Source organism: Colwellia sp. MB3u-8 (genome assembly GCF_014076985.1).
Taxonomy (GTDB): domain Bacteria; phylum Pseudomonadota; class Gammaproteobacteria; order Enterobacterales; family Alteromonadaceae; genus Cognaticolwellia.
The window spans coordinates 1-24,806 of sequence record NZ_JACGVA010000068.1 but is presented as its reverse complement, the minus strand read 5'-3'; the positions used below and the strand labels follow the sequence as shown (position 1 = coordinate 24,806).

The following is a 24,806-nucleotide window of genomic DNA, read 5'->3' as shown; positions in this document are numbered from 1 at the left end:
TCATTAATAAAATACAAAATATAATTGATGGAATAAATAAAATAATAAAAAGTTAGTTAAGGTATAAATTTAATGGGATATTTATCTAAAGAAGAGCTTGTAACAAAGGCTGAAAAAATAGCGAAAAGCTCGATGGGAATGCCAGGCACTTCAGCTCTTGTTTATTTTTTTTCTGCATCGAGAGTTCTACACGAGCGAAAAATGGAAGAAGCCGATCTTTACTTCAATAAAATGGGTGACCCTACTTTTTATGAATATAGCGCTGAATTAATCAATATAGATGAACAGAAGCAACTTGCTTGGCATCCTTTTAAAAATGCATGGAACAAGAAGAAAGACGAACCTTTATGGCAAAAACATAAAAAATTTAATAGCGTTGTCAAAAATAATATAATTGATAGTCAAATGCATAACAAAAATAAAAATTATCCTGAAAAGAAACCTCTGTTAGATTTCTCTGATCATTTAACTAAAATCCATAAAAATGCAATAACATCTTTAGAAATACTATACGAAGAGCAACCTAAATTATTATTTAGTTTCTGCTTCATTGCACTTCGTAATCACCGATTTGAAAAGGAAGATGGAAATACAACAGTTAAAGAATTATTGACTCAACTAGAGGCTGTATATGGCAAAGCAGGAGAAATGCTGGCTAAATTGGTGAAAAATGATGAAGACGTTGACCTGAATGGACAAATTGATATTTCAGCTACCGAAGCAACTCCTCTCTATGACTTACTCAAAGAACATATACCTATTGGACCAGAAAATACTACTGAGTCCGCTGTACTCCCCCCACATTCAGACGATGAAAGTAGTTCACGGCCTTCTTTATATTTTGAAGAGAAGCTTGATGAATCGCAGACACCAGATGAATCTTCAGAGCAAGCTCCTACCCAAGACAGTGATATTTCAGAAAAGGATGCAAAACCCTTTATCAAGAGAAGTGATTTTAAAAAGGGTGGGAAAACAGCAAAACTTCCAACAATTGAACAGCTTCCCCTTAACCTCTTGCTTAAAGGTGTACCGGGCACAGGCAAGTCGCACTTGATCGACCAGATCATCGTGGAACACCTTGGTCTTTCATTAAATTGCGCCAACGTCAAACGCGTAAATGTTCATTCTGCCAGTGATAACACCTCCTTTATGCAAGGCGTCAGTGTGGCCTTGTCAAAAGATAGTAACAACTTAAGGTATGCCGAAAAAACGGGGGTTGTGTTAAGGCATCTTCATGATGCACTCAAGGATCCAGATCAACCGTATGTATTGGTGCTAGAAGAAATTCAAGAAAATAGCCTTAACGAATTAATAGGTGATTTAATCTATTTAATAGAACCAAGTAAGCGAATAGACGTTACAAAATATCCTAGTGCGTTAGATGGCATAAAAGAACACGAAATAGAAAAAGCACTCAAGAAGCTCGCTGAACAAGACAAGGTACACTCTGTACAGCTACCAGCACTCATAGAGGAAGGTGAGGGGAGCCGTTTAGTTTTCCCAAAGAATTTATATCTTTTTTGCACCACAAACTACCGAGATGATAAAAAAATAATCGAAGATAACTTACTTCGTAGATTTGACGTTATCGATCTATTTCCCAATACGGACGTGGAAACAAAGCGAAAGGAAGGTGGAAGATTTTTCAAAAATGAAGAGGCTCGTGAGTTTTTAGAAACGTTTAATGACGCGGTATTAAATCAATTAGGCACTATAGAGCCACATCCCGATAGATTCCAAGTTGGTCATTCACGTTTTATGGATGTTCATGATAAGCCATCATTCGCCCGTGCACTTAAAAAAATCGTTGATGAATTCAAAGAAATAAGAGATGTGGATTTTTTAACATTTTCAGAAATATTAAAATCGTCAACACTTCCAAAAGTAGGGGGAATCATTTCTGAAGAATTGAGTAAAGGTATTACCGATGAAGGGAGTAATGGGAGTAAAGGGAGCTATGCTAACTTAATCAAACTGTTGCAATCGCAGTGTGATTATATGTTTTCTCTATAAAAATTGGATTTGATATGCTGAAATCTTATTTTGTGAAGGAAAACGACAATATGTTGTCAAAACTGATTGACGATGGATTCCCTGTTTCTCGTTATAAAAAGCAATTAAACATAATTGGGAGCAAAGCTAAGAATAATAAAGTGGGTTTTGCCCAATTCGGTAATGCTAACGAGCGGTTAAGGCTTTATGTTTTACCGAAAGATTATAAAGAGGAGTCAGAGCCTAGCTTCCTTAATTATTTAAATAAAGCGCTAGAAATAGCCAGAAAAACTGGATTAAAAAAGCATGAGATAAATGACTGTTTATTTGATGTGGTATTGAACAGCCAACGAAGCGATAAAGGCTTTAACAGCTTAGACGACTTTATTGATGCGAATGCCTTCAATGCATTAACGGAGATAAAAGATTTTTTTTCTAAACATAGCTCTAGAAGAAGCAAAGACTTGCACGTTAACTCGAGTGGACTTAAATATAGACTTAACGTACTTAAAAACATTCAAGAAATTGATAATAGTAATATCAGCCAGACTAAAAAAGATGTAAAAAATGAATCGGTATTAGCAGATTATACAATAGAAGCACTGAGTTTTTTTATTTCAAAAAAAGCCAAGTACCACGCTAATCACGATTCACTTCGACATCAAGCAAGCCAAGTGGCTTCGTTTATTCGCCGACGGTTTGAGATAAAAACCAGAGGAGTAAGAATTAGCAAGCTTTCAACTAGCTCTGTCCAACGGCTTTTTATTAAAAAAAGTGCCTATAACCTTTATAAGGCACTACTACATTTATTAGGTGAATTTGGAGAAACAGACGATAAAGCGGGTAATACTGGATTACCCCTTTCAGACTTAAGTACTTTTTTCTTGAGTCCTGAACTGATATATGAAAAGTATCTTTATTTAGCATTTAAATCGAGATTTGAGCAATTAGACGTTGAGCCTTCAGAAAGAATAAAAATAAAGTATAACTGGGTGCTACCTTCCTCGAAAAAAGAGCAACGTGACTCTAAGCCAGATATAGTAATAACAACTAAACCTCACCAAAGACACCATAGAAAATGGGTCATTGATGCAAAATGGAAGCGGGTTAAAAAGTTGTCAGATATTTCATTTGATGATGTTAGCAAGCTTAAACGAGATGAGATATTGCATGAAGGTAACTATGCTATTTTAGCTTATGCATTTGTTACCCCTAAATTAGTAGGTAAGCATACATTGGAACTTCACGATAATTACTCTTTTACATTCTGGGTTATTTCGATTCCTTTTAACTATGTAAAGGATGTTCCAAGTAAATGATTATTAATTTCTTTGTCAATAAGCGGTAAAACTTACCTTTATTAAATCTACCTGGGACGTGCCTTACAAACAAAAACTAGGTACAATCACACCGCTTCGATTATGAATAAAACTTGAAATAAACCAAGTACTGTATATTATTATAGTACTTTATTGTAGTTCTAGAGGCACTTTCTATAGTGAGTCATTTCGTTAAAAATTTAGCAGGAAATAATTACATGATAAATCGGAACAAACCAGAGATAGTTTCACTGTTTTCAGGTTGTGGTGGAATGGATATAGGGTTTGAAGATGCCGGTTTTAATGTTGTTTTCGCAAACGATATAGAAAAATCAGTAAAAGCTCCTTATGAAGCCTATTTTAAGAAGCCTATTTTGATCAAAGATATCTCTTTACTCGATATAGATGAGGATATTCCATCTTGTGATCTTGTATTGGCAGGCATCCCATGCCAACCATTTTCGAATGCTGGAAATAGAGGTTCAATGGAAGACGACCGTGGTTCTTTATTTGAACACGTAATTAATGTGCTAGATAAAAAAAGACCCAAAGTTGTTATATTTGAAAATGTTCGTGGCTTTACATCGGCTAAAGATGATAAAGGCGTTCCTATGCCAGAACGACTTAAAGCTGAAATGAAATTACACGATTATGAGTGTACTTGGGAGTTACTTAATGCATCAGATTTCGGAGTACCACAAAACAGGTATCGTGTAGTTATTGTTGGAGTCAGAAAGGATATTTACGAATCTTTTGGTCCATTCAAATTTCCTGAAAAAATACAGGATAAGAGCCACTTAACTGTCGACTCTGTAATCAGCAACCCGCTACCAGAAGGTGAAGAGCATGAGCATTGGAAACTTTCTCCTCAAGCATTACACTTAGAAAAATTTATCCCTGAAGGTGGCTCTTGGAAAAGTGTTCCAATTGAAGAGCTACCTGAACGTTTGTTAAAAATAAGACGTGAAATGAAACGTTATCGTTCACCAAATTTTTATCGTCGATTTGCTCGTCATGAAATTATGGGAACAATTACAGCAGCCGCTACACCAGAAAACTCCGGGATACTTCATCCTTTAAAGAGTAGGCGTTATTGCGTTAGAGAAATTGCACGTTTCCAATCTTTTCCTGATAGTTATAAATTTATTGGTAGCAGTACCGCAAAAAAATATAAAATGATTGGTAATGCCGTTCCCCCCAAATTTGCAAAAACGATTGCAGAGTCAATTAGTAGTCAATATTTTTCAGCCAAAATAAAGGTCCTGAGAGAGAATGAGGTTGCTGAACCTAAGTGCGAAGCTTTAGACCATATAGCTGCCGTCTCCTAGACTTTAGCTGAGTTATAGATGAGACTACAAAATATCTATTGCTTTAATCAGCTAATATTTCAATAGCCTATATGTATAAAATTTTTGTCCCTAATTTAATTTCAATAATGCTCTTTAAAAAATCACTGATTTATTTATAAAAATTTTCAGGGTTTGTCCCTGACTTAATTTCGATAAACCATAATATTTACTTATGTTTAAATTGCTTATATTCTTTTCGCGTATTTAGCTAAATATAACGAGTTCCATGGACATTAAGTTGTCTATTGAACTAGTTACTTCAGATCGCCTTAGGTCATCTAAAACAGTCGTTTTTCAAAGTCGTGCTCGAGCAGAGAAGCGTTAAGCCAGCGTGAGTTTTAGTGACCCTAAGTGAAATTAACTTGTTTTTTCCAGCAGCAAAAACGACCCTAGCAGAACAATCATCGCATTAGTAATCAGCTTGAGATAAATTATAATGCTCTTTAATACTTAATCTTTGCTTGGCAATACTGTCAAAGGCTGTTTGGTAAGTTTCTATGACGTTATCTGCTGTATTGATATTAAATGCCAAGTAATTCGCCTTTTTGTTAACCACCCACACCTGTTCATATTCATTAGCATCAAACTTAAGTTGCGTCGCTAAATGGGCAAAACCATGATTGGCCACAACGATCATGTCGACACGGTCTGCTTGCATCATTAGAAAGGCTTGTTTTAATTGAGACGTTGTTGCCATATTCGGCGAAGGAAAACCCACTTGCTGCAGTGATATTTCTGAAATATCACCTTGCACTGTTGCAACGGTATGGTCAAAAACTTGTCCTAAACTGGAAAAGTTAAAGTTTTTTGATTTTTTTGCTATCAAGACATAAGTAGAGGAAAAAAAAGGCCCCACCCATTTAAATAAACTTTCACGCGCTTGAGTTTTAGACACAGTCAATAAAGCGGTATTATTTTTATCCAAGGTAAATCTATAGCCACGCACCCAAGGTACTAAAAATATTTTTTGTTCTGGTAACTTTAGATGTTTCCATATCGCCTTTAATGTATCGACTGAAATCCCCTTAAGCTTATCATTTTCTATATAATTAGCCGGTGGGTAATTTTCGGTGTAAAAAGTAATATTTTCAATAGAGGATGGATATTGAAATGCTTTAAGCTGGGGCAGCATTAAAAAAAACAACATCATAGATTTTAAAAAAAAATTTTTCATTAAAGGATAAACATCAAGCTCTGGGTAAATCATGATAACAAAATTTCGTCTATTAATTATGCTTATCGATACATATATTACCTTTACTTAAGCAGCTCTATATTCTTAGATATTAAATTCATCGTCCTATGATTAACTAGCTAGGTTACTGAGTTTTTATTTAACAAATATTATCGTTTTTTTAGCCCTTTTTTTCTTATCAGTTGGGCACAGTTATTTTTTAATCGCGTATTTCCAAGGTAAATTTTTTCTTATAATCAAAGATACTAACGCTGAACTATGGTATCTAACTTAGTCTTTGATCGCATGATTCTGCTTGATAAAGACCGACTCTTTTGTGGTACGAGTGAGTAGCCTGTAGATAAATTTAGGCGGTTAATTTAATGATTTTCCTAGCCATCAATAGGGCAACTCGTATACCTTAGTAGCATTCAAATTTTGACGGAAAATAATCTTGCAGCCAATGATTCAAATCACCGATGTTAATAAGGTTTATGCTAGTGGTTTTCAAGCACTTAATAATATTAACTTATCAATAAAACCTGCTGAAATTTTTGCCTTGTTAGGCCCTAATGGTGCCGGTAAAACCACACTCATTAGTGCTATTTGCGGCATTGTTGATGCAACCTCTGGGCAAATCACCGTTGACGGTAAAGATATTGTTAGCGATTACCGACACACACGTAGACTGATTGGTTTAGTGCCACAAGAGTTGACCACAGATGCCTTTGAAACAGTGTGGACGACTGTGTCATTTAGTCGTGGTTTATTTGGCAAAAAACCCGATCCCGCTTTTATCGAAAAAACACTTAAATCATTGTCACTTTGGAATAAAAAAGATAGCCGTCTCATCGAGTTGTCTGGCGGTATGAAACGCCGAGTGATGATTGCTAAAGCACTGTCTCATGAACCGGCTATTTTATTTTTAGATGAACCCACGGCAGGCGTTGATGTAGAACTGCGCAAAGACATGTGGCAATTGGTACGACAATTACGTGACGATGGCGTCACTATTATTTTAACCACACATTATATTGAAGAAGCGGAAGAGATAGCAGACCGTATTGGCGTGATTAAAAATGGTCAACTTATTTTGGTTGAAGATAAAATAGCATTGATGAATCAATTAGGTACCAAGCAATTGATCCTAGATTTAAAAGAACCCTTAACTGAAATACCCGCCAATATGGCTGATTTTAATTTACAGCTTAAAAATGATGGACTGCAGTTAATTTACAGTTATGACACCACCGAAGAGCACACGGGCATTTCTGTTTTACTTCAGCATTTGTCAGTCGCCGGTATTGCCTTTAAAGATATCAAAACCGACCAAAGCTCGCTGGAAGATATATTTGTCTCATTAGTAAGGGAAACAACATGAATCGTTACGCTGTTGCGGCTATTTATAAATTTGAAATGGCTCGCACTAAACGCACTATTTTTCAAAGTATTATTTCTCCAGTAATTTCTACCTCTCTTTATTTCGTGGTTTTTGGCTCGGCGATTGGCTCTCGTATCACTGAAATAGGTGGCGTTAGCTACGGTGCTTTTATTGTACCGGGATTAATCATGCTATCGCTATTAACTCAAAGTATTTCTAACGCGTCATTTGGTATTTATTTTCCAAAATTTACCGGCACTATTTATGAATTACTTTCTGCACCGGTATCTTCTTTTGAAGTGTTACTCGGTTATGTGGGTGCGGCAGCGACTAAGTCAACGTTATTAGCCTTAATTATTTTAGCCACCGCGCATTTTTTCGTGCCGCTTGAAATAGCCCATCCCTTTTGGATGTTATTCTTTTTAGTGATGACCGCCATTACCTTTAGTTTGTTTGGTTTTATTATTGGTATCTGGGCCGACAATTTTGAGAAGCTACAAGTGATCCCACTGATTATTATTACTCCACTGGTTTTCTTAGGAGGCACTTTTTATTCTGTCAGTATGTTGCCGCCCTTTTGGCAAACAGTAACGCAATTTAACCCAGTATTTTATTTAATCAGTGGCTTTCGATGGAGTTTTTATGAAGTGGCTGATGTCAGTTTAATCACAAGTCTTTGTGTAATGGGCGGCTTTTTAGCCTTGTGTTTATTAGCGGTTACTTGGATATTTAAAAGTGGTTATCAGATAAGACAATAATAGGGTTAAGCTAAAGACATTAAACTCAAGTATTTGGCTCACAGTCGACCTGGGACACGCTGATATCTATGGGTAATTATGATTGGGTTGATGACTCTGGTGATTATGAAAAAGAACCTTTACTCGACCTAAATAATACCGCTGTTTATACACCGGTATTAATAGCCACTAATACAAACTCTCCTCCTACAGTGAGTTATCATTAGGGCTTTTGGTCATGGTGATATGGCTAAAGGCGAAATAGTTATCTACCGCTACCCTGATGAAGGCGCATATACGGTCACACTAACGGTAACTGATGATAATGACACTGGGAGTTAACCCTATAACTCGTGTTATTAAGGCATTATGAGCCCGTATTAGCTTCTACTGTAAAGCTAATGATTCAAACTCTTGATGGTCAAGTTATTAAGGATAGTGGCTCATAATTAGGCAAAAATGCGGCTTGAGCCTGCCAACCAAGTTACTCAGGATAAACTATGCTGAACATCGCTGGAAAATAAATCAATAAAATATCGATCTAATAGTTAATGCTAATTTTAATTTTGTTAAATAATCAATACAATGCGGGAGGACAAAACGCGGCCACTCTTAAGTTTTTATTAAGCTTTACATGATAAACTCATTAAACATAACATAACGAAGTTGACATACCTTATATATTGCTGTTTAAAATCATGGCGTTATTTATAGTCCTTTCATCAGCCAATTTATGTTCACTTTAATCAATAAAGCGGCTTAACTATTGAAGCGACCACTGTCTTGAAAAATAAAAATAAAATTTGGCTAGATAAGGACGCCAGCTAAAAAAACTAAAAATTCATTCGAGCAGCAAGTTACAACATAAACCTGTCTGAACAAGCTAAATAGGCTGGTGAATACCATTAAAAGTTAAAAGCTTTAGATGGCCTTCATCAGTAATTTAAATACATAACATCAAATATATTTGCGATCACCCTATGAATATAATCACACCAAAGTCATTGCCCATTAGCGTTTTTATCATTACCAAAAATGAAGAGGCTTACATTGAACAAGTATTATTGAGTGTTGCCAGTATGAATGAAGTCATACTAGTTGATTCAGGTAGTACAGATAACACGGTTAACATAGCTAAAAAACATGGCGCTAAAGTTTACCATCAAGCATGGTTAGGTTATGCACGTCAAAAACAATTTGCTATGTCATTATGCTCAAATGAATGGGTCTTAAACTTAGATGGTGATGAAGTGCTGAACACTGCTATTATTGCCCGTTTCAAAAAAATAGTTGAAAATAACGAAGCGGATAGTGTTAGATTTTTACGTCATGATATTTTTATTGGCAAGGTGTCATCTCGCTTTACCAAAAAAGCCAATAATCTTCGTCTTTATAAAAAATCTAAAGCTCATTTCAATGAAAATGACTTAGTACATGAAAGTGCAACCGTCGAGGGTAAAGAAATTTTCATTAATGAGTCATTTGATCATTATGGTTATGGTAGCGTTGCTGTTATGACCGATAAATGTAATCAGTACTCAAGTTTAAAAGCTCAAGAAAAATTTTTAAAAAGCAGACCCTATTCCACATTAAAGTTATTTCTTGTCTTTCCGGTGACATTTATTAAAAAATATATTGTTCAAGGCCATATTTTCTCTGGTAATAGAGGCTTAATAACCGCCATGATAGCTTCGTACTATGCCTTGATAAAAGAAGCAAAACTGTATGAACTACATCAGTTAAAAAAGCTCAAGAAAAATGAAAAGTAAGCTTGTTAACTTGAACCTTGTCTATCACTGTGAATAATATAGTGGCTTGATTTTGACTTAATAAGTCGGATGATATTTCGAGGTGGAAAGTCATAACTCCCCGCCCGTTCAGGTCGGGTCTAATGCCTGAACCATGTGTGTTAATCAGTATCACTTTGTTGTTATGTGGGTATTCAGTTTGAATAAAGCTATGTCATTTTTTGCTCTCTATTCGAAACAGTGCCCCCTTAAAAGGTCTTTTTCTTAATGAGCAAAAAAATCAACCTGTTAGATTTACAAGCTGCCCTCGACAATCACGAATTTGAACTTTTTTATCAACCAAAAGTATCAATGATTACCGGTGACTTAACCGGTGCTGAAGCGTTAATACGATGGCGTAAAAATGGTGAGTTTATTCTACCTGATCAATTTATTCCGCTTGCTGAAGAAAGTAACTTTATATGTGAAATAACAAAATATGTTTTCAATGAACTCATTATTAACCTTACCTGTATAGAAGCAATCAATGACGCTCTGGTTATTTCATTTAACGCATCGGGCAAAGACTTTCAAAATGGTGATTTAGCTGAAATTATTAGCTCAGCAATCAATAATAACCTTATAAGGGCAGAAAAATTTGAAATAGAAGTCACTGAGACTGCCTTAGTCAATAATAGTCAGGCAAAAAAATACCTGAGTCAAATGTCTGATCTCGGTATTAGCATTGCTATGGATGATTTTGGTACCGGCCACTCTGGATTGGTTGAGCTCAGCCAATGGCCATTTTCTGTTTTAAAAATGGACAAAAAATTTGTTAAAGGTTTAAAAGATTCAGCCAAAGACCGTGAAATTGTTAGAGCCAGCATCAGGTTAGCTCATCAGTTAGATATCGATATTATTGCTGAAGGTATTGAAGATCAGCACACCTATCAGGTTCTTCAGGAATTTGGATGTGAAAACGGACAGGGTTACTGGATTAGCAAACCCCTTGCCTTGCAAGACTTTCTTATCTATATAAAACACTATAAAAAGCTACCCGTTTCACCTGCTGGGCTACTATACATGGCACAGCTTGACCATATTCAATGGCGTAAAACCGTTATTGACACGGCTCTTTTTCTACAAGGTACTACTGAAACAAGATCGTTTGAAAATTTAAGAGGGTGTCCAGAAATTGATCCCACCACTTGTCGACTTGGAAAGTGGTACTACAGTTTAAGTGAAGAACTGCGTAACTTTGACTGTATTAAAAGCTTAGAAGAACCGCATATCTCATTACATAAAGCCGGTGATAAATTACTCCGGGCAGCCCAAAATCATTGCTCTATGGATGAATTAATGCTTCTTATGCGCAGCCTAAGTGAAAAATCTATACATTTACTTGGGTTGTTGCAAACGTGTGAGCATAATGTACATGCTAATCAGCTTAGATAATTAGGAACCTTTACCATCAAAAGCCAGTTTATGTCCAAGCTATTTTTGTTAGGCTATTTAGCTAATAACTTGTTTTCAACAGCTCTAAGTAGCTAGACCAATAATAGTAGTCTGGTTATTAAAGCCTGCCATAATTTTCTATCAATTAGTTTAGCTTCAACAATCATATAATTATGTCACGTCATTAAATTTCCACTTGGGTGTAAAAATAGTCACTAAATAGCTTTTTAGTTATTAATTATCAGGCTACAGCCCTTAAAAATAGGCCTATAGGTCATTCAACCCATGTGAATAAAACTGAGTATTTGGTATGTTGGCCTCAATTAGATTAACCAACAGGTAGCAGCACTTATGTCTTACAACAAAAAAAAGATTTACTCACTGAATATAATTACCGCGACATTGCTTTTTGGTTGTGGCGGCTCAGGTGGCTCTGAAACGACTATCACTCCAGCGCCGATCGCTCCACCGAGCCAACCAGCACCTATTGCAAGTTCACCTAGCTTAGTTTCCTCGACCGGTGTCATTACTGGCTTTGGCAGCGTTTATCTTGATGGCGTACGATATCTTACTGACAGTGCTGACATCAATATCAATGGCAATAGCGGTTCTGATGTCTCATTATTGAAGGTAGGTATGCAGGTAACTATTGCTTCAAGCGACGATAATAGTGAGACCCCAGAAGCCTCAAGAGTGACTTATGAATCTGAAGTAGAAGGCATGGTGAGCTCGATAGATAGGGATAACCAAACCATCATTGTCGCAGGCACGTTAATCTCCTATAACAACCTGACTCACTTTATTGATATTACTGAAGCTAACTTGTCTGTGGCTCAGCGAATAGAAGTTAATGGCTATTTAAGACAGGATAATTCTTATCTTGCCACTATGATCAAACTTGACGTTGATACCAGTAATGATCAGGCTGAGTATACCCGAGGATTAATTGAACAGCTCAATACAACGAATAGAACCTTTCACTTAAATCAATTGATTATTGACTACAGTACCGCCTCAATTGAAGGGGAACTGAGTAATGGGGCTTTAGTCAAAGTTGAAGGTGTTCTAAGCAACGAAACGATTATCGCATCTCACATTGAAACCGAGATGTTTGACGGCAATAGCGAGTCTTCATCAGAAGAATTTTCTCGTTATGAAGTTGAAGGCATAGTATCGGCGTTCGATGCCACGAACAACACCATAACCGTCAATGGCTATACCTTTACGCTTGCTGATACAGTTCAATACCAAGGTGGCACAGCAGATGCCTTAATAGCGGGTGTATTTGTTGAACTCGAATTATCGACTAGCAAAGCAGTCGTACGTATTGAATTTGAATCAGACAAATATCGTTCTGATGGCAAAGTTAAAGGCAATATTGAGCAAATTGATCGAGATAATCAATTAATTACCCTGTATGGCCAAGCTTATAAGCTAAGTATTAATACCCGATTTGAAGATGATGACGATCAATATGTTAATTTACAAAATCTACAAGTTAATGATGCGGTTGAAATAGTGTTTGCTCTGATTGATGGCGTTAAAGTCATACAGCGAATTGAGCGAGAAAACAGCAGCGAATTTAACGATGAGTGGGAAATTGAAGGGGTTGTTAGTGCATTCGACGCGTCATCAATCACGGTTAATGGTGTAAGAATTTTGTTAAATAGTAGCAGCCTGTATCTTAATCAAGATATTGTGGTTGCAATGGATGATTTCATTAATGCGCTCGTACTAGGTATCTCTGTCGAAATAGAAGGTTACTACGATAGCAATAATCAATTAGTCATTAACAAACTTGAACTAGAGTCTCATTCACAAGGCGATAATCCATCAGACGATTCATCAGACGACCAAGACGACTCATCCAACCATAATGCTGGCCAAGGTTACGTAGAAATCGAAGGTCGGGTATCGCAATTACTATCCGCAACTAGCTTTACGCTTAATGGCTATGATGTACGTTTAGATAATAGCGCTAGCTTAGAACTCAATGATCAAAACGTTAATTTAGTTGACTTTATGAATGCAATAACCGTTAATACCACGGTAGAGATTGAAGGTGTATGGGTAGAAAATACCTATATTCGCGTCTTAGAAGCTGAAATTGAATCGAATTGAATCGATGATTAAATTCAAGGGAGTGTAGCAATAAAGCGAGGTTTATCCTCGCTTTTTTATGGGATTAAAATGCATAAAGATAAAATAATATCACTGGCCCTTTCACTTATCATTGGCTTTAAACTGGTAGATATTTATGTCGATTTTAAAAGTGAAGTTAGCTACCTTCATTTAGCACAAGAGCTCACTCTGGTTATTATTTCGTTATCACTTTTTATCTTTCTCATGAAAGATATTTTTACCCGCAGCAAGCAAACTAACTATTTACTGCGACAATTAGACTCCAGCCAACACCAGCAAAAAATACTCAATAAGCAATTAGAAAGAAGTAAGCACAGTTTTTTTGATGCCATTAATGCGCAATTCGCTATTTGGGAACTCACTGCGGCAGAACATGATATTGCTCTTTTTCTCTTAAAAGGCTTAACGATTACTGAAATTGCTTCGCTAATGCAAAAATCAGAAAAAACAGTGCGTAACCAGGCTTCGTCGGTTTATAAAAAAGCCCAAGTAAGCGGTCGGCATGAACTGGCAGCAATTTTCTTTGAATTTTGGGAAGTTGATCCCAAGCATTAATCTTAATGCCCTGGGTAATAACTAATGCTAATACTTAGTGTTAATGCCGATGACTAATACTAGTGCCGATAACCTTCAAATAAAAAACACTATTTAGGGCAGCAACATAAGCTATTTATTAGACCATTACACTGATTAAGTGATCTACTTTTTCATAATGGATAAATACCAGGTAGTTAATCAGTAATACTCTCAACCAATAGCGAGTATTAAGCTTAAAAACACAGGCTGAGCTTTTCCGGTTTAACAACATGGATAATAAAAAGCCCCGTGCAATATCTCTTGAACGAGGCTTTTTAGGTTTTCGACTTTTCATTAATAATTATTAACGATAAAACGCTTCAACTGTGCCTTTTACCTTCATTAAAAGCGGTTGGCCACGACGGTCTAACGCTTTGTGTGTGGCAACTTTTACCCAGCCTTCACTGATGCAATATTCTTCGACATCTGAACGGTCTTTGCCGTTGAGCGTAATACCAATATCATGCTCAAAAATTTCTGCCACATGATGTGGGCTACGAGGATTGATCGAAAGGCGATCGGGTAAAGCGGGTAGCGATTTAGTGTCATTCATCTTGGTGACCTGTAGTAAATAAAAAGTGCGCTATTGTAGGCAATATAAGCATTCCCCTCAATAGTGCTTGGTGTATTTAAAAGCTATTTTAACTGTATTGCCTTGATATTAGCTGCTGGGTTAGACATTTACCTTTCGGTAGCCAGGACTATCTAAGACAACAAGATCAGATTTTCATTAGCAGCTTAATATGGCAACAACTAACAATCTCTCAAATTATATTCTTAAGACGCATTTATCAAGCAAAATTATCATCAATACTTTTTAAACATTAGCCTCTCGTTGCCTAGCGCTTAAAAAATCAAACGCTGGTATGACAGGCATACTAGTGGTATAAACGGGCCAGAGCATGAAAATATGCAGTAAGGGCAAAATTTTTGCTTTAATTTACTGTGCCAACCACTTAAGGCAGTCGCTTGTTATTCGGTGCTATATCACCGTTAAGCCAAGCACTGAAATATGATGAACTTAACCATAGAATTTAATAAACCAGAAATAAAAAGTGCCTTTGACTGGCAATTAGCACAAGAGATTAATGTTAAAAATGACGAAAACCAAGTTATTGCCAAAGCAGAAATTGAAATAATCACTTTAAATAAGCACCGTGGTGCTGACGAAAGCTATGAATTATTAAGCCAGCATGATGCTACCGACTGGGAAGTACCCTTAAATTTATTTTTTAAAAAACAACATGTCGCGGCAGATTTAGTCGAAAAATTACAGGCAAAAATTGATACTAAAGCCAAAGATCATATCTTAATTGAGGCTATTAGTGTCTTACCCGCATATCGCCAGCAGGGTGTTGCGAAATTTTTACTAAAAGAAATTGCCCAACACTACAGCAAAGTGCAGTCAATTTCGGCACTGTGTATGCCAATGAGTTTATTTGTTGATGCACAAGACTGCGAAACACCTGAAAATACCGCCTATTATCAGGCCATGAACTTAGCCGCAGACGAGTTAAACACTGAAGCATTAAGCGCGTTCTTTGAGCAGTCAGGTTTTAGTTATTTAGCTATAGATGACAGCGCGTTAGAAGCACCCTTACCTTTTAAAGTCTTTATTGCTAGTCCACAAACCATCCTGTAATACTAGCGATTAACATACTCGTGAACATGCCTAGTTCACGAGTATCTGCTGCAGCTTTTGAAAATTTCTATCTGCCTTTTCTATCTGCCTTTTCTATCTGCCTATCCCTGTGCCTTTTAATGCTCATCAATTATCTTTTTACTCGATAAAAACATAGCTAGGGACATTATCCAACAGTTATTTCTAAGGCATAATGTTAGGTAAAGGCCAATACTTATGGCATCAACTTAACAGCTTAATCCTACTTATCCTATTACCTGCACTACACTCTACATACACCAAGGGTATAACTATGTTGACCAATAAAAATGGGTTTTATTTAACCGCGGATTTTTTCCACGTACTCTGCTTTTTGGCTTTTGACTTAGGCTTAAAAGCCACTTTGGGTAATTGGGCAAATGACTGTTGCTCTGACTGCTTAACCATCTGCGCTATAGTCGATGTTAAAGGAGTGATTAAATCTTCATAACGGCTTTTTTTCTCACTAATGTTAGTCAGTGTGGCTTCCCAGTGGGCGGTCATATCAGGCATGGTGGCCGCAACAGGCAAGGCATTGATCAGTGACGTGCCAATCACTGTGGCATTAATATTCTTGCCTTGGCGCTGCAAATAATCACGTTTAAACAATAAGTCGATAATACCGGCACGCGTTGCTTCGGTACCCAAACCGTCGTTTTCGCGTAAAAGTTTTTTTATCTCATTATCACTGACAAACCTAGCAATGCCGGTCATGGCACTCAGTAAACTCGCATCAGTAAACTGCTTAGGTGCTTGTGTCATACGGCTAATGAGTTCGCCATGACGACAGAGTATTTGCTCGCCTTTAACTAATTTTGGCAATAGTTGATTATTAAGCTTTTCGTCATTATCTTGCGTTGCATTGTCAGGCTTATTTTTTGCTCGCTGAAATAACACCTTCCAACCTTGGGCAATCGGGGTTTTAGCATTAGCTAAGAACTTACCCCCGGCAATGAGCAGCTCAACCCGACACTGATTATATTGATATGGTGGATAAAACTGTGCTAAATATTGCCGAACAATAAGAAAATAAACTTGCTTTTCAAATGGGTTCAACGATAACTTTTTTGCTGATTTCTCGGTCGGAATAATGGCGTGATGAGCGGTTACTTTGGCATTATTCCAGGTTTTACTTTTTAACGAACTATCAGCACCTTGCGCAAACTTGCCGTAGTCTTCATCCGCGCTGGCTAACATGGCAATAATGCCTTTAGCCTGAGCGTGATGTTCAGTGGGTAAATAGCGACAATCAGAACGAGGGTAAGTCACCAGTTTATGCTTTTCATACAATGCCTGACAGACATCTAATACCAACTTGGCATTCAATGAATATATTTTTGCCGCGTCAATTTGCAGTGCTGATAAACTATAAGGCAATGCGGCTACTTGGTTTTTCTGCTGCTCAATCACTGAGCTCACTTCAGCGGTTTTATGGTCAATACGACGGACAACATTTTCAGCTAAAGCACGATTAATCACACGGCTTTCTTCATCCATATGTGGTTGGCAGGCATCGCTGGGTTGCCACTTTGCAATGAATTGCGCTTGGGTACTAGTTTGTAAGTGTGCGTGCACATCATAAAAGTCTTTCGCGACAAAATGGTCAATCTCTTGTTGGCGTCGCACGACTAAACCTAAAATCGGCGTTTGTACCCTGCCAACAGATAACACGCTATTAAAACCGACTTTTTGCCCTTGTAAAGTATAAGCTCGCGTTAAGTTAATACCGTATAGCCAATCTGCTCTTGAGCGCGCTAAAGCAGAAATTGATAAGGGCATAAACAATTGATTACTTTGTAAGTTAGCCAGCGATCTTTGCACTGCGGGTAGATTTAAGTCGCTAATTAACAAGCGCTTAGTATTTTGCTTCTTCTTTGCTGATACCTTAAAAAAATCAATAACCTCATCAACTAACAGTTGACCTTCTCTATCAGGATCACCCGCATGAATAATTTCATCTGCTTGCTTAACCAGTTTTCGTAACACGGTAAGCTGTGACCGGGTTTGTGCTTTAGGTTTTAGTTGCCATTGCTCGGGCACAATGGGTAAATGGGCCATTTGCCACTTTTTAAATGCGGGGTCGTAATCTTCAGGATTTGCTTGTTCAAGAATATGACCAATACACCAACTGACTACGTCACCATTGGCCAGTGCGATATAGCCTTGATGATTTTTTTGAGGTTTTGGTAATGCGGCGGCAATTGCCCGACCTAAGCTTGGTTTTTCGGCGATATATAATTTCAAGATGAAGGCTTACCTGTAGAGCAAAGGCTGCTGATGTTTTAAATAGCCTAGCATTTAAAACTGTTTATTTATACAGTTAATAAAAAGTTGCTGATTAATAGCTTTCTGTAGCACAGCTAACTAGCCGTCTCTGCTATTGCAAGTGCTTAGCCAAGTCATTTTACCTAAGACACAACAATTAACGACAACAGCGCCTAAAGTTTACCGCTAAATATTTTACTGTTAGTGAAGTTATGTTAGATTAAGGTTAACAACCTTATCTAGAGCAATAGTGCTAATGCCTGCCATTGATACCAGACAATGCCCTTTATGCCAACAAAATAATTTATGTGCGGTCAATGGTAATGAACCTTGTTGGTGCGTAAGTCGTGATGTTAAACCCGCATTATTGACACAAGTACCACCAGCGTTATCTGGAAAATCATGTATTTGTAAAAACTGCATCGATAAATTCAACTTTAACAAGGTTATCAACAAGTCTTAAAAACATACCTAGGTATTTTTAAATCATTTAACTTAAATGCTCACCTAATTACTTAAATAAATAAATAAATAAATAAAAAGGAATTTTCGTGTCACATATGCAAACAAAACAAGACACTATATTTAGCACCGTAACAACACCATTAGGTGATGAGCTAACGTGGCGCTGGGAAGACAAACACTCAGCTTTACTCTCTGAGTTTTCATGGGAAAAAAAAGAGCGCATATTAACTATTTTACGGCAGTTATTCAGTGAAGAATGGCATAGAAAGAATATTAAAAAAGCCCCTAAAGCGCTTAAAGATGAATTGGGTAAATTAACAAACCTTAATAAAAATCAATTGATTTTTACTCACCCAGCCTTTCAAGAAACACCCGCCCTTGCTGTTATTTGGTGGCCTTGGGGTCATGGCTCAACCTATTCTATCCGTATTAAAATATTAAACAGTAATTATGACGATGCCGCGCTAAAGCAGGAACAAGCGAGCTTAATAAGCAAGTTTTTTCAACGTATAACATCAGCATAATGACCTAAGTCGCTTGTGAGCAAGAATATCTTAGCTACAATTATTCTAGTTTAGTTTAATTTTACAGGATGTTTCTATGCTCACGTTAACGCTACATTATGCCACTAACAGAAATCACTTAGGTCAACGTTGGACTCCCGACAGTTATGGACAAGATTTTAGTGCTGACCGACCTAATAACTTACGTTTTGGGCGAGTCACGGTTGAAGTTAGTACTAATAAAGTAACAGAGTACCTGAATGATAAAGTCAATAAGCGCTCCGGTGATGGTGAAAGCCTATCAGGCTATATTGAGAAAAAATTACGTAAAAAAAGTCTTATCGCCGCTTTTGTAGAACCAGATAACCTCACCAATACCACAAATTCACCTCTGGCTTCGACTGTGGCTTTTAATGAGCTCAAGAAAAAAATGGAGCTGAAACGCGATCTGGTGGTTTTTATTCATGGTTTTAATGTTGACTGGTTTGAAGCGGTCGCCTCTGCCATGGCATTAGAATTAATGTTAAACCGACACTCTCAAGATAATGACGACTTAAAAGATACTAGCGTGTTTCTTTTCTCTTGGCCTTCAAACGGCGCTATGGTGAAAAGTAGAGCTTATTTATCCGATCGTAACGATGCTAGAGACTCAAGCGTAGCAGTAGCGCGAGGCTTTCTTAAATTACGTGACTTTCTGATGACACTCAGACCTAAACATCATGATCCAACGATAAATGAATGTGGACAACAACTACACTTACTGTGCCACTCAATGGGTAATTATGTTTTACAACACGCCCTAGTTTCATTAGATAAGCTCAATAACCAAAAACACTTTCCACAATTATTTCAGCATATATTTATGTGTGCGCCTGATGTTGATGATAATGTTTTTGAAGATGAAAGACCTATGGTGAATTTGCATCGATTAGCGAGGCACGTAACGGTTTATTACAATAATGGTGATTTAGCTATGTATATTTCTGATTACACTAAAGGCAATACCGATAGGTTAGGCCATAATGGCACAGCACGACCTTTGCAATTGCACAATAAAGTCAGTCAAGTCAACTGCTCTGATATTGTTGGCGGCGTCACCGAACATAGTTATTATTTATGGGCCACGGTTAATGAAGACATTAGACAAAGTATTGATGATCTTGCTTACGATGACAGTGCCCGTAAAAGAAAATGCAAATCAGCACAAGTTTGGCGCTTAACCTAGCCTGTCTTGACTTTACCTCAATGTAATTTACCTAGGTTCAGTTTAGTTCAAGAGCAAGCAGAAGCTCTGCTTGCTCTAACCCCTACTAGCCAGGCTATTAAGATTATGATGTCATCATAAGTAGGATAACTAATTTACTGCTTTAGCGTTTACGTGACTTATGTGGCTTATTCAGCTTAGCTTTACTGTTATCGCCAAAAGCCTTTTGTCGACCATGCTTTTTTTGCTGCCCTAAGGTATTTTTACGGGCTGGTGGGTCAGTTTTAGTTAAATCTGGCTCATAGCCTGGTAGCCATTGTTGCATTAAGCGTGTGTCTAACACTTTTTCTACCGCTTCTAGCAACCAGGTTTCTGATGGGCTCATTAAAGAAATAGCTAAACCTTCATTACCTGCTCGTCCGGTGCGGCCAATACGATGAATGTAATCTTCAGCAATATAGGGTAGTTCATAATTGATCACATAACGTAAGTCGCTAATATCGATACCACGCGCGGCAACGTCGGTCGCGACTAGGGCTCGAGTTTTACCTGCTTTAAATTCTGCTAAGGCTTTATCACGGGCACCTTGTGATTTATCACCATGAATAGATTGGGTTTTAATGCCATCTTTCGACATTTCTTTTGCTAGTTCATCCGCGCCCAGTTTTGTGCGAGTAAAAATAAGCACTTGTTGCCAGTTTTTAGAACCAATTAAAAATGAAGTTAGCTCACGTTTACGGTCGCTATCAACGGTATAAACAATTTGCTCTACTTTTGTTGCTGCGGTATTACGTTCACTGACTTCAATAAGTTGTGGGTCATTAAGTAAGGTTTTACTGAGTTTGAAGATGGCATCATCAAAAGTCGCTGAAAACAATAAAGTCTGACGCTTGGGCGGTAGGCGATTTAAAATACGGTCAATCTCGTCCTTAAAGCCCATATCTAACATACGGTCAGCTTCGTCAAAAACAATGGTTTCAAGGTGAATTAACAAGACACTGCCATTAACAATATGGTCTAACAACCGGCCTGGGGTGGCAATTAATATATCAGCACCTTGCTCAATGGCTTCAATTTGCGGTTTAATACTGACACCACCATAAGCAACCGCAATATTCAGCTCAGTGTTTTCAGCATAACTAACAAAGCTTTTATACACTTGCTGCGCAAGTTCACGCGTCGGTGTTAATACCAAGGCTCTAATCGGTCTTTGTGCTGGAATACTCTCGCTTAAACGTTGCAGAATAGGTAAAGCAAAGGCGGCAGTTTTACCTGTACCGGTTTGAGCTCCAGCCATAATATCTTTATTGGCTAAAATAGCCGGAATGGCTTGCTGTTGAATCGGCGTTGGCTGATCATAGCCTAAGGCTTTAACGGCATCAGTAAGTGACTTATCTAATGCTAGGGACGAAAAACTCATGATTATCTATCGCTTATTAATCGAATGTTGTTTTTGTTTAAGTTCATGCTCAAGTTCATCAGGGTAATAGACTAAGCCTTGCTCGTCTTGGCTTGGAAACACCACAATAGCGAGTTCGTCATCCGCTAAACCCGTGCTCCAACGACTAAACCATTTGTTTAAAGAAATCGCTTCAGGTTGGCAAGCTTGCCAGCCATCGGTAGCCCAAGCTTGGGCAAACTCTTTATTCGGCCAAACCGGTACACAGTCTTCTTCTTCCGTGTTGAGCATTACACAGCCATGTTCATCCGTTAAGATCCATAACTCGTTTTGGCTGACCGCTTCATTGATAAAGTAAACAGCGCGCTGCGCGTCATCCATCTGTAATATTTGTTTGATTTTTTCTGGCTCTAACACATGAACTCCTGATGAAAACTATTTTTAAATGGCGGCGCTATTCTACAAAAATTTGCATTTCTTCGCCGATGTTTTTCCGCATTTCCATTAACTTTATTGCGCTATCATGCTCTTTTTTATCTACTGCTGTTTTAGGTATCCACTCAGGAACACGCTCAGATTGACCATTCTGATCAACAGCCACCATAATCACAATACAATGCGTGGTGAGTCGACGATTTAATGACTTAGGATCACAGGCATTTACTTTCAAAGCTATATGCATGGAAGACTTACCGGTATAAATCACTTTTGCCTCAACTTCTACTAAGCTACCGACATGAATTGGCGCCACAAAACGAATGCCACCCGCATACGCGGTAACACAATAACGACCACTCCAACCTGCTGCACAGGCATAAGCAGCTAAATCAATCCATTTCATTACCGCACCACCGTGAACTTTTCCACCAAAGTTAACGTCTTGAGGTTCAGCTAAAAATCTTAAGGTTATATCGCGTTGCGGTTGCTTCATGGTGCTTCCTATTTATCAGTAAAATTAAGGCTAACAGTGGTTACAATACTTGCGGTTTAAAGGTACATTACACCCGTTAAGTCATAGTTAAAATTTAAAGGATAACCATGAAAATTTGGGTTGATGCCGACTCGTGTCCGGTAGTTATTAAAGAGATTTTATTTCGAGCCGCAGAGCGTACTCAAACATTCACAACATTATTGGCTAATCATTATCTAAAAGTACCGCCGTCTAAGGTGATCAGCTTCGTACAAGTGAGTGCTGGCTTTGATGTTGCTGACGATGAAATTGTAAAGCGAGCCGAGCCAAATGACTTAGTGATAACAGCAGATATTCCTTTAGCGGCTGAAGTCGTCGAAAAAGGCTGCTTAGCACTTAACCCTAGAGGCGAGCTTTACACAGAGGCCAATATTCGTCAACGTCTTAATATGCGTGACTTTATGGATACGCTGCGCTCTAGTGGTATTGAAACAGGTGGAGCGCCACCTATTAGCCAAAGTGATCGACAAGCTTTTGCTAACAATCTTGATAAGTTACTAGCGCAGCAATAAGTTAAGCAAATATAGCGCAAGGGCAAAAAATTATTTTGCCCTTGCTATTATCATTATTTACTTGGATTAGGATTAATGCGGCGGCGTCCGCCACCATTACCGTCGCTATTGCCATAGGGATTACTAGCAGAGCTATTGCCGATATGACGTCTGTTTTTTCCAGTAGGTTTATGACCACGAGCATTTTCACCCGAGCGTTGACCATCTTTATGCTCAACACTTTCTGATTTAAATTTTCTTGGCTTTTGAGCTTTTAAAGCGCGTAAATTACGTGACTCTGGTAAGGCATGTACGGGTTCAAAACCGGCAATAACTTCTCTTGGCAAATGTGTTTGTATGACATGTTCTACATCATTAAGTAAATCTATTTCATCAGCACAAACTAAAGATACTGCATGACCGGTAGAACCTGCTCGGCCGGTACGTCCAATACGATGCACATAGTCTTCTGGTACATTAGGTAATTCAAAGTTAACCACTTGTGGCAACTGTTCTATATCGATACCACGGGCAGCAATATCAGTAGCAACGAGTACGCTAATATTACCCTCTTTAAATTGTGCTAAAGCTTTAGTTCTCGCACCTTGACTTTTGTTGCCATGAATAGCAGCGGCTCTGATACCTGCAGCATCTAACTGTTTAGTTAATTTATTTGCGCCATGTTTAGTTTTCATAAACACAATAACTTGTTGCCAGTCATTCTCTAGAATTAAATGCGTCAGTAAAGCTGCTTTTCTGTTTTTATCAACCGAATAAATTAATTGCTCAACAGATTCAGCTGTTGTATTTTTTGGGCTAATGGAAATTTCAACTGGATCGTTAACTATGCCTTTAGCTAGTTCACGAATATCGGGAGAAAATGTTGCTGAAAATAGTAGTGTTTGACGTGTTTTTGGCAGTAAAGATAAAATTTTCTTAATATCACGTAAGAAACCCATATCTAGCATTCTATCTGCTTCATCAAGCACCAATATCTCTAATTGATTAAATCGCACCGCTTTTTGATTATACAAATCGAGTAGGCGCCCAGGAGTAGCGACTAAAATATCAACGCCTTGACGCAAGCGCTGCATTTGTGGATTAATTTTAACACCACCAAATACTACAGTAGATTTCAATGGTAAGTGTTTACCATACATTTCTACGTTTTCAGCAATTTGTGCTGCAAGCTCACGAGTCGGAGTGATAATAAGCGTTCTAGCTTGGTTTGGTCGGACATTATCGCCCTTTGATAACAGTTCAAGAATAGGTAAAGTAAAACCGGCCGTTTTACCTGTACCCGTTTGCGCAGCAGCCATAACGTCTTTACCAGCAAGCACGGCAGGAATAGCCTGAGCTTGAATAGGTGATGGCGTATCGTAACCTTTTTCCGCAATGGCTTTTTGAATGGGTGCAGATAAACCTAAATCGGTAAAACTCATAGAATATTCTCTTCTCGCTGTTGGTTTGATCCAATGTCAAACGGCGATGCAGAATACAGTATAGACGGCTTTAGTGCAATGAAAGTGCTTATTCTTCTATCATAAACAGCAACTAAATTAATACTAATGGGGAAGGCAAAGCTAAGCTGTTCTTTAATGCCTTAGGTATTTACTTATTCCTTTCTGTAAAAATAAAAAACATCTCACAGGGAGAGAAGCAAGAGGACTGCAGGAGGTAAACACTAAAAAATAGGATTAATTGATAGACAGAAACGAAAAAACCCGTAACGTTAGTTACGGGTTTTAGAATGGTGGTGGAGGGAGGTGGATTCGAACCACCGAAGGCTGAGCCGTCAGATTTACAGTCTGATCCCTTTGGCCACTCGGGAACCCCTCCACAGGGCCGAAAACCCAGCCATAAGCTGGGTATTCTAAATAGAAGCCTAGCAATGTCCTACTCTCACATGGGAACTCCCACACTACCATCGGCGCTAACACGTTTCACTTCTGAGTTCGGAATGGGATCAGGTGGGGCCATGTCGCTATTGTCGCTAG

At 37.9% G+C, this 24,806-nt stretch carries 23 protein-coding genes, 1 tRNA gene and 1 rRNA gene; 16 read left to right on the top strand and 9 right to left on the bottom strand.

The features are described 5' to 3' along the window. The first annotated feature begins 72 nt into the window (after positions 1–72). From H4J54_RS12610 to H4J54_RS12600, 3 genes are all read left to right on the top strand, one after another. Positions 73–2,013, top strand: coding sequence for an AAA family ATPase (locus H4J54_RS12610; protein ID WP_182191217.1), 1,941 nt, complete (start codon positions 73–75; stop codon positions 2,011–2,013). 14 nt (positions 2,014–2,027) lie between these two features. Next, positions 2,028–3,311 (top strand): hypothetical protein, encoded by a 1,284-nt coding sequence (locus tag H4J54_RS12605; RefSeq protein WP_182191216.1) that lies wholly within the window; start codon positions 2,028–2,030, stop codon positions 3,309–3,311. A 179-nt stretch (positions 3,312–3,490) separates the two neighbouring features. Beyond that, positions 3,491–4,639: a DNA cytosine methyltransferase gene (locus tag H4J54_RS12600; RefSeq protein ID WP_220464202.1), complete on the top strand. Its 1,149-nt coding sequence runs from the start codon at positions 3,491–3,493 to the stop codon at positions 4,637–4,639. A 430-nt stretch (positions 4,640–5,069) separates the two neighbouring features. Here H4J54_RS12600 and H4J54_RS12595 read toward each other — a convergent pair whose 3' ends face one another. Continuing rightward, positions 5,070–5,834: an ABC transporter substrate-binding protein gene (locus H4J54_RS12595; protein ID WP_182191215.1), complete on the bottom strand. Its 765-nt coding sequence runs from the start codon at positions 5,832–5,834 to the stop codon at positions 5,070–5,072. Positions 5,835–6,297: 463 nt separating this feature from the next. Between H4J54_RS12595 and H4J54_RS12590 the strand changes: the two genes are divergently transcribed. The 8 genes from H4J54_RS12590 to H4J54_RS12560 all read left to right on the top strand — a co-directional run bounded on the left by H4J54_RS12590 (position 6,298) and on the right by H4J54_RS12560 (position 13,831). Then, positions 6,298–7,215 carry an ABC transporter ATP-binding protein gene (locus tag H4J54_RS12590; RefSeq protein ID WP_259367026.1) on the top strand — a complete coding sequence of 306 codons (918 nt, stop codon included), beginning with the start codon at positions 6,298–6,300 and terminating at the stop codon, positions 7,213–7,215. Beyond that, complete coding sequence (locus H4J54_RS12585; RefSeq protein ID WP_182191213.1) at positions 7,212–7,973, top strand: ABC transporter permease; 762 nt, start codon at positions 7,212–7,214, stop codon at positions 7,971–7,973. The genes H4J54_RS12590 and H4J54_RS12585 overlap by 4 nt, the downstream gene beginning before the upstream one ends. A gap of 68 nt (positions 7,974–8,041) precedes the next feature. Continuing rightward, the gene (locus H4J54_RS12580) at positions 8,042–8,179 is read left to right on the top strand and encodes a hypothetical protein (RefSeq protein WP_182191212.1); all 138 of its coding nucleotides are present in this window, start codon (positions 8,042–8,044) and stop codon (positions 8,177–8,179) included. Beyond that, positions 8,172–8,294: a PKD domain-containing protein gene (locus H4J54_RS19795; RefSeq protein ID WP_404851910.1), complete on the top strand. Its 123-nt coding sequence runs from the start codon at positions 8,172–8,174 to the stop codon at positions 8,292–8,294. Before H4J54_RS12580 ends, H4J54_RS19795 begins: the two co-directional genes overlap by 8 nt. Positions 8,295–8,932: 638 nt before the next feature. After that, positions 8,933–9,721 (top strand): glycosyltransferase family 2 protein, encoded by a 789-nt coding sequence (locus H4J54_RS12575; RefSeq protein ID WP_182191211.1) that lies wholly within the window; start codon positions 8,933–8,935, stop codon positions 9,719–9,721. A gap of 246 nt (positions 9,722–9,967) precedes the next feature. Then, positions 9,968–11,134 carry an EAL domain-containing protein gene (locus tag H4J54_RS12570; RefSeq protein ID WP_182191210.1) on the top strand — a complete coding sequence of 389 codons (1,167 nt, stop codon included), beginning with the start codon at positions 9,968–9,970 and terminating at the stop codon, positions 11,132–11,134. Positions 11,135–11,485: 351 nt separating this feature from the next. Beyond that, positions 11,486–13,255 carry a DUF5666 domain-containing protein gene (locus H4J54_RS12565; protein ID WP_182191209.1) on the top strand — a complete coding sequence of 590 codons (1,770 nt, stop codon included), beginning with the start codon at positions 11,486–11,488 and terminating at the stop codon, positions 13,253–13,255. Positions 13,256–13,324: 69 nt separating this feature from the next. Then, positions 13,325–13,831: a LuxR C-terminal-related transcriptional regulator gene (locus H4J54_RS12560; protein ID WP_182191208.1), complete on the top strand. Its 507-nt coding sequence runs from the start codon at positions 13,325–13,327 to the stop codon at positions 13,829–13,831. 325 nt (positions 13,832–14,156) lie between these two features. On the opposite strand, the gene H4J54_RS12555 is transcribed toward H4J54_RS12560, so the two are convergent. After that, the gene (locus H4J54_RS12555; protein ID WP_182135882.1) at positions 14,157–14,405 is read right to left on the bottom strand and encodes a DUF3297 family protein; all 249 of its coding nucleotides are present in this window, start codon (positions 14,403–14,405) and stop codon (positions 14,157–14,159) included. 459 nt (positions 14,406–14,864) lie between these two features. Between H4J54_RS12555 and H4J54_RS12550 the strand changes: the two genes are divergently transcribed. Further along, entirely contained in the window at positions 14,865–15,494 is a 630-nt protein-coding gene (locus tag H4J54_RS12550; RefSeq protein ID WP_182191207.1) for a GNAT family N-acetyltransferase, read from the top strand. 315 nt (positions 15,495–15,809) lie between these two features. On the opposite strand, the gene H4J54_RS12545 is transcribed toward H4J54_RS12550, so the two are convergent. Next, positions 15,810–17,756, bottom strand: a complete 1,947-nt coding sequence (locus tag H4J54_RS12545) for a DNA topoisomerase III (RefSeq protein ID WP_182191206.1) — start codon at positions 17,754–17,756, stop codon at positions 15,810–15,812. A 277-nt stretch (positions 17,757–18,033) separates the two neighbouring features. On the opposite strand from H4J54_RS12545, the gene H4J54_RS19700 reads away from it, so the two are divergent. The 3 genes from H4J54_RS19700 to H4J54_RS12530 all read left to right on the top strand — a co-directional run bounded on the left by H4J54_RS19700 (position 18,034) and on the right by H4J54_RS12530 (position 19,970). Next, complete coding sequence (locus H4J54_RS19700) at positions 18,034–18,240, top strand: cysteine-rich CWC family protein (protein WP_182191205.1); 207 nt, start codon at positions 18,034–18,036, stop codon at positions 18,238–18,240. A gap of 88 nt (positions 18,241–18,328) precedes the next feature. Continuing rightward, complete coding sequence (locus H4J54_RS12535) at positions 18,329–18,766, top strand: hypothetical protein (RefSeq protein WP_182191204.1); 438 nt, start codon at positions 18,329–18,331, stop codon at positions 18,764–18,766. Positions 18,767–18,842: 76 nt separating this feature from the next. After that, positions 18,843–19,970 (top strand): alpha/beta hydrolase, encoded by a 1,128-nt coding sequence (locus H4J54_RS12530; protein WP_182191203.1) that lies wholly within the window; start codon positions 18,843–18,845, stop codon positions 19,968–19,970. Positions 19,971–20,112: 142 nt separating this feature from the next. Here the strand turns inward: H4J54_RS12530 and H4J54_RS12525 are convergent, their stop codons facing one another. From H4J54_RS12525 to H4J54_RS12515, 3 genes are all read right to left on the bottom strand, one after another. After that, positions 20,113–21,369 (bottom strand): DEAD/DEAH box helicase, encoded by a 1,257-nt coding sequence (locus tag H4J54_RS12525; RefSeq protein WP_182191202.1) that lies wholly within the window; start codon positions 21,367–21,369, stop codon positions 20,113–20,115. A gap of 6 nt (positions 21,370–21,375) precedes the next feature. Then, on the bottom strand, positions 21,376–21,729 hold the full coding sequence (locus H4J54_RS12520; protein WP_182135906.1) for a DUF2750 domain-containing protein: 354 nt from the start codon (positions 21,727–21,729) through the stop codon (positions 21,376–21,378). Between the two features lie 73 nt (positions 21,730–21,802). Beyond that, a complete protein-coding gene (locus tag H4J54_RS12515; protein ID WP_182191201.1) occupies positions 21,803–22,279 on the bottom strand; it encodes an acyl-CoA thioesterase in 477 nt (158 codons plus the stop codon). A gap of 107 nt (positions 22,280–22,386) precedes the next feature. Between H4J54_RS12515 and H4J54_RS12510 the strand changes: the two genes are divergently transcribed. Next, positions 22,387–22,830, top strand: coding sequence for a YaiI/YqxD family protein (locus tag H4J54_RS12510; RefSeq protein ID WP_182191200.1), 444 nt, complete (start codon positions 22,387–22,389; stop codon positions 22,828–22,830). Between the two features lie 53 nt (positions 22,831–22,883). Here H4J54_RS12510 and H4J54_RS12505 read toward each other — a convergent pair whose 3' ends face one another. From H4J54_RS12505 to rrf, 3 genes are all read right to left on the bottom strand, one after another. Continuing rightward, positions 22,884–24,251, bottom strand: coding sequence for a DEAD/DEAH box helicase (locus tag H4J54_RS12505; protein ID WP_182191199.1), 1,368 nt, complete (start codon positions 24,249–24,251; stop codon positions 22,884–22,886). 312 nt (positions 24,252–24,563) lie between these two features. After that, positions 24,564–24,648: transfer RNA gene (locus tag H4J54_RS12500), tRNA-Tyr, on the bottom strand. Between the two features lie 44 nt (positions 24,649–24,692). Then, positions 24,693–24,806 (bottom strand): 5S ribosomal RNA (gene rrf, locus H4J54_RS12495).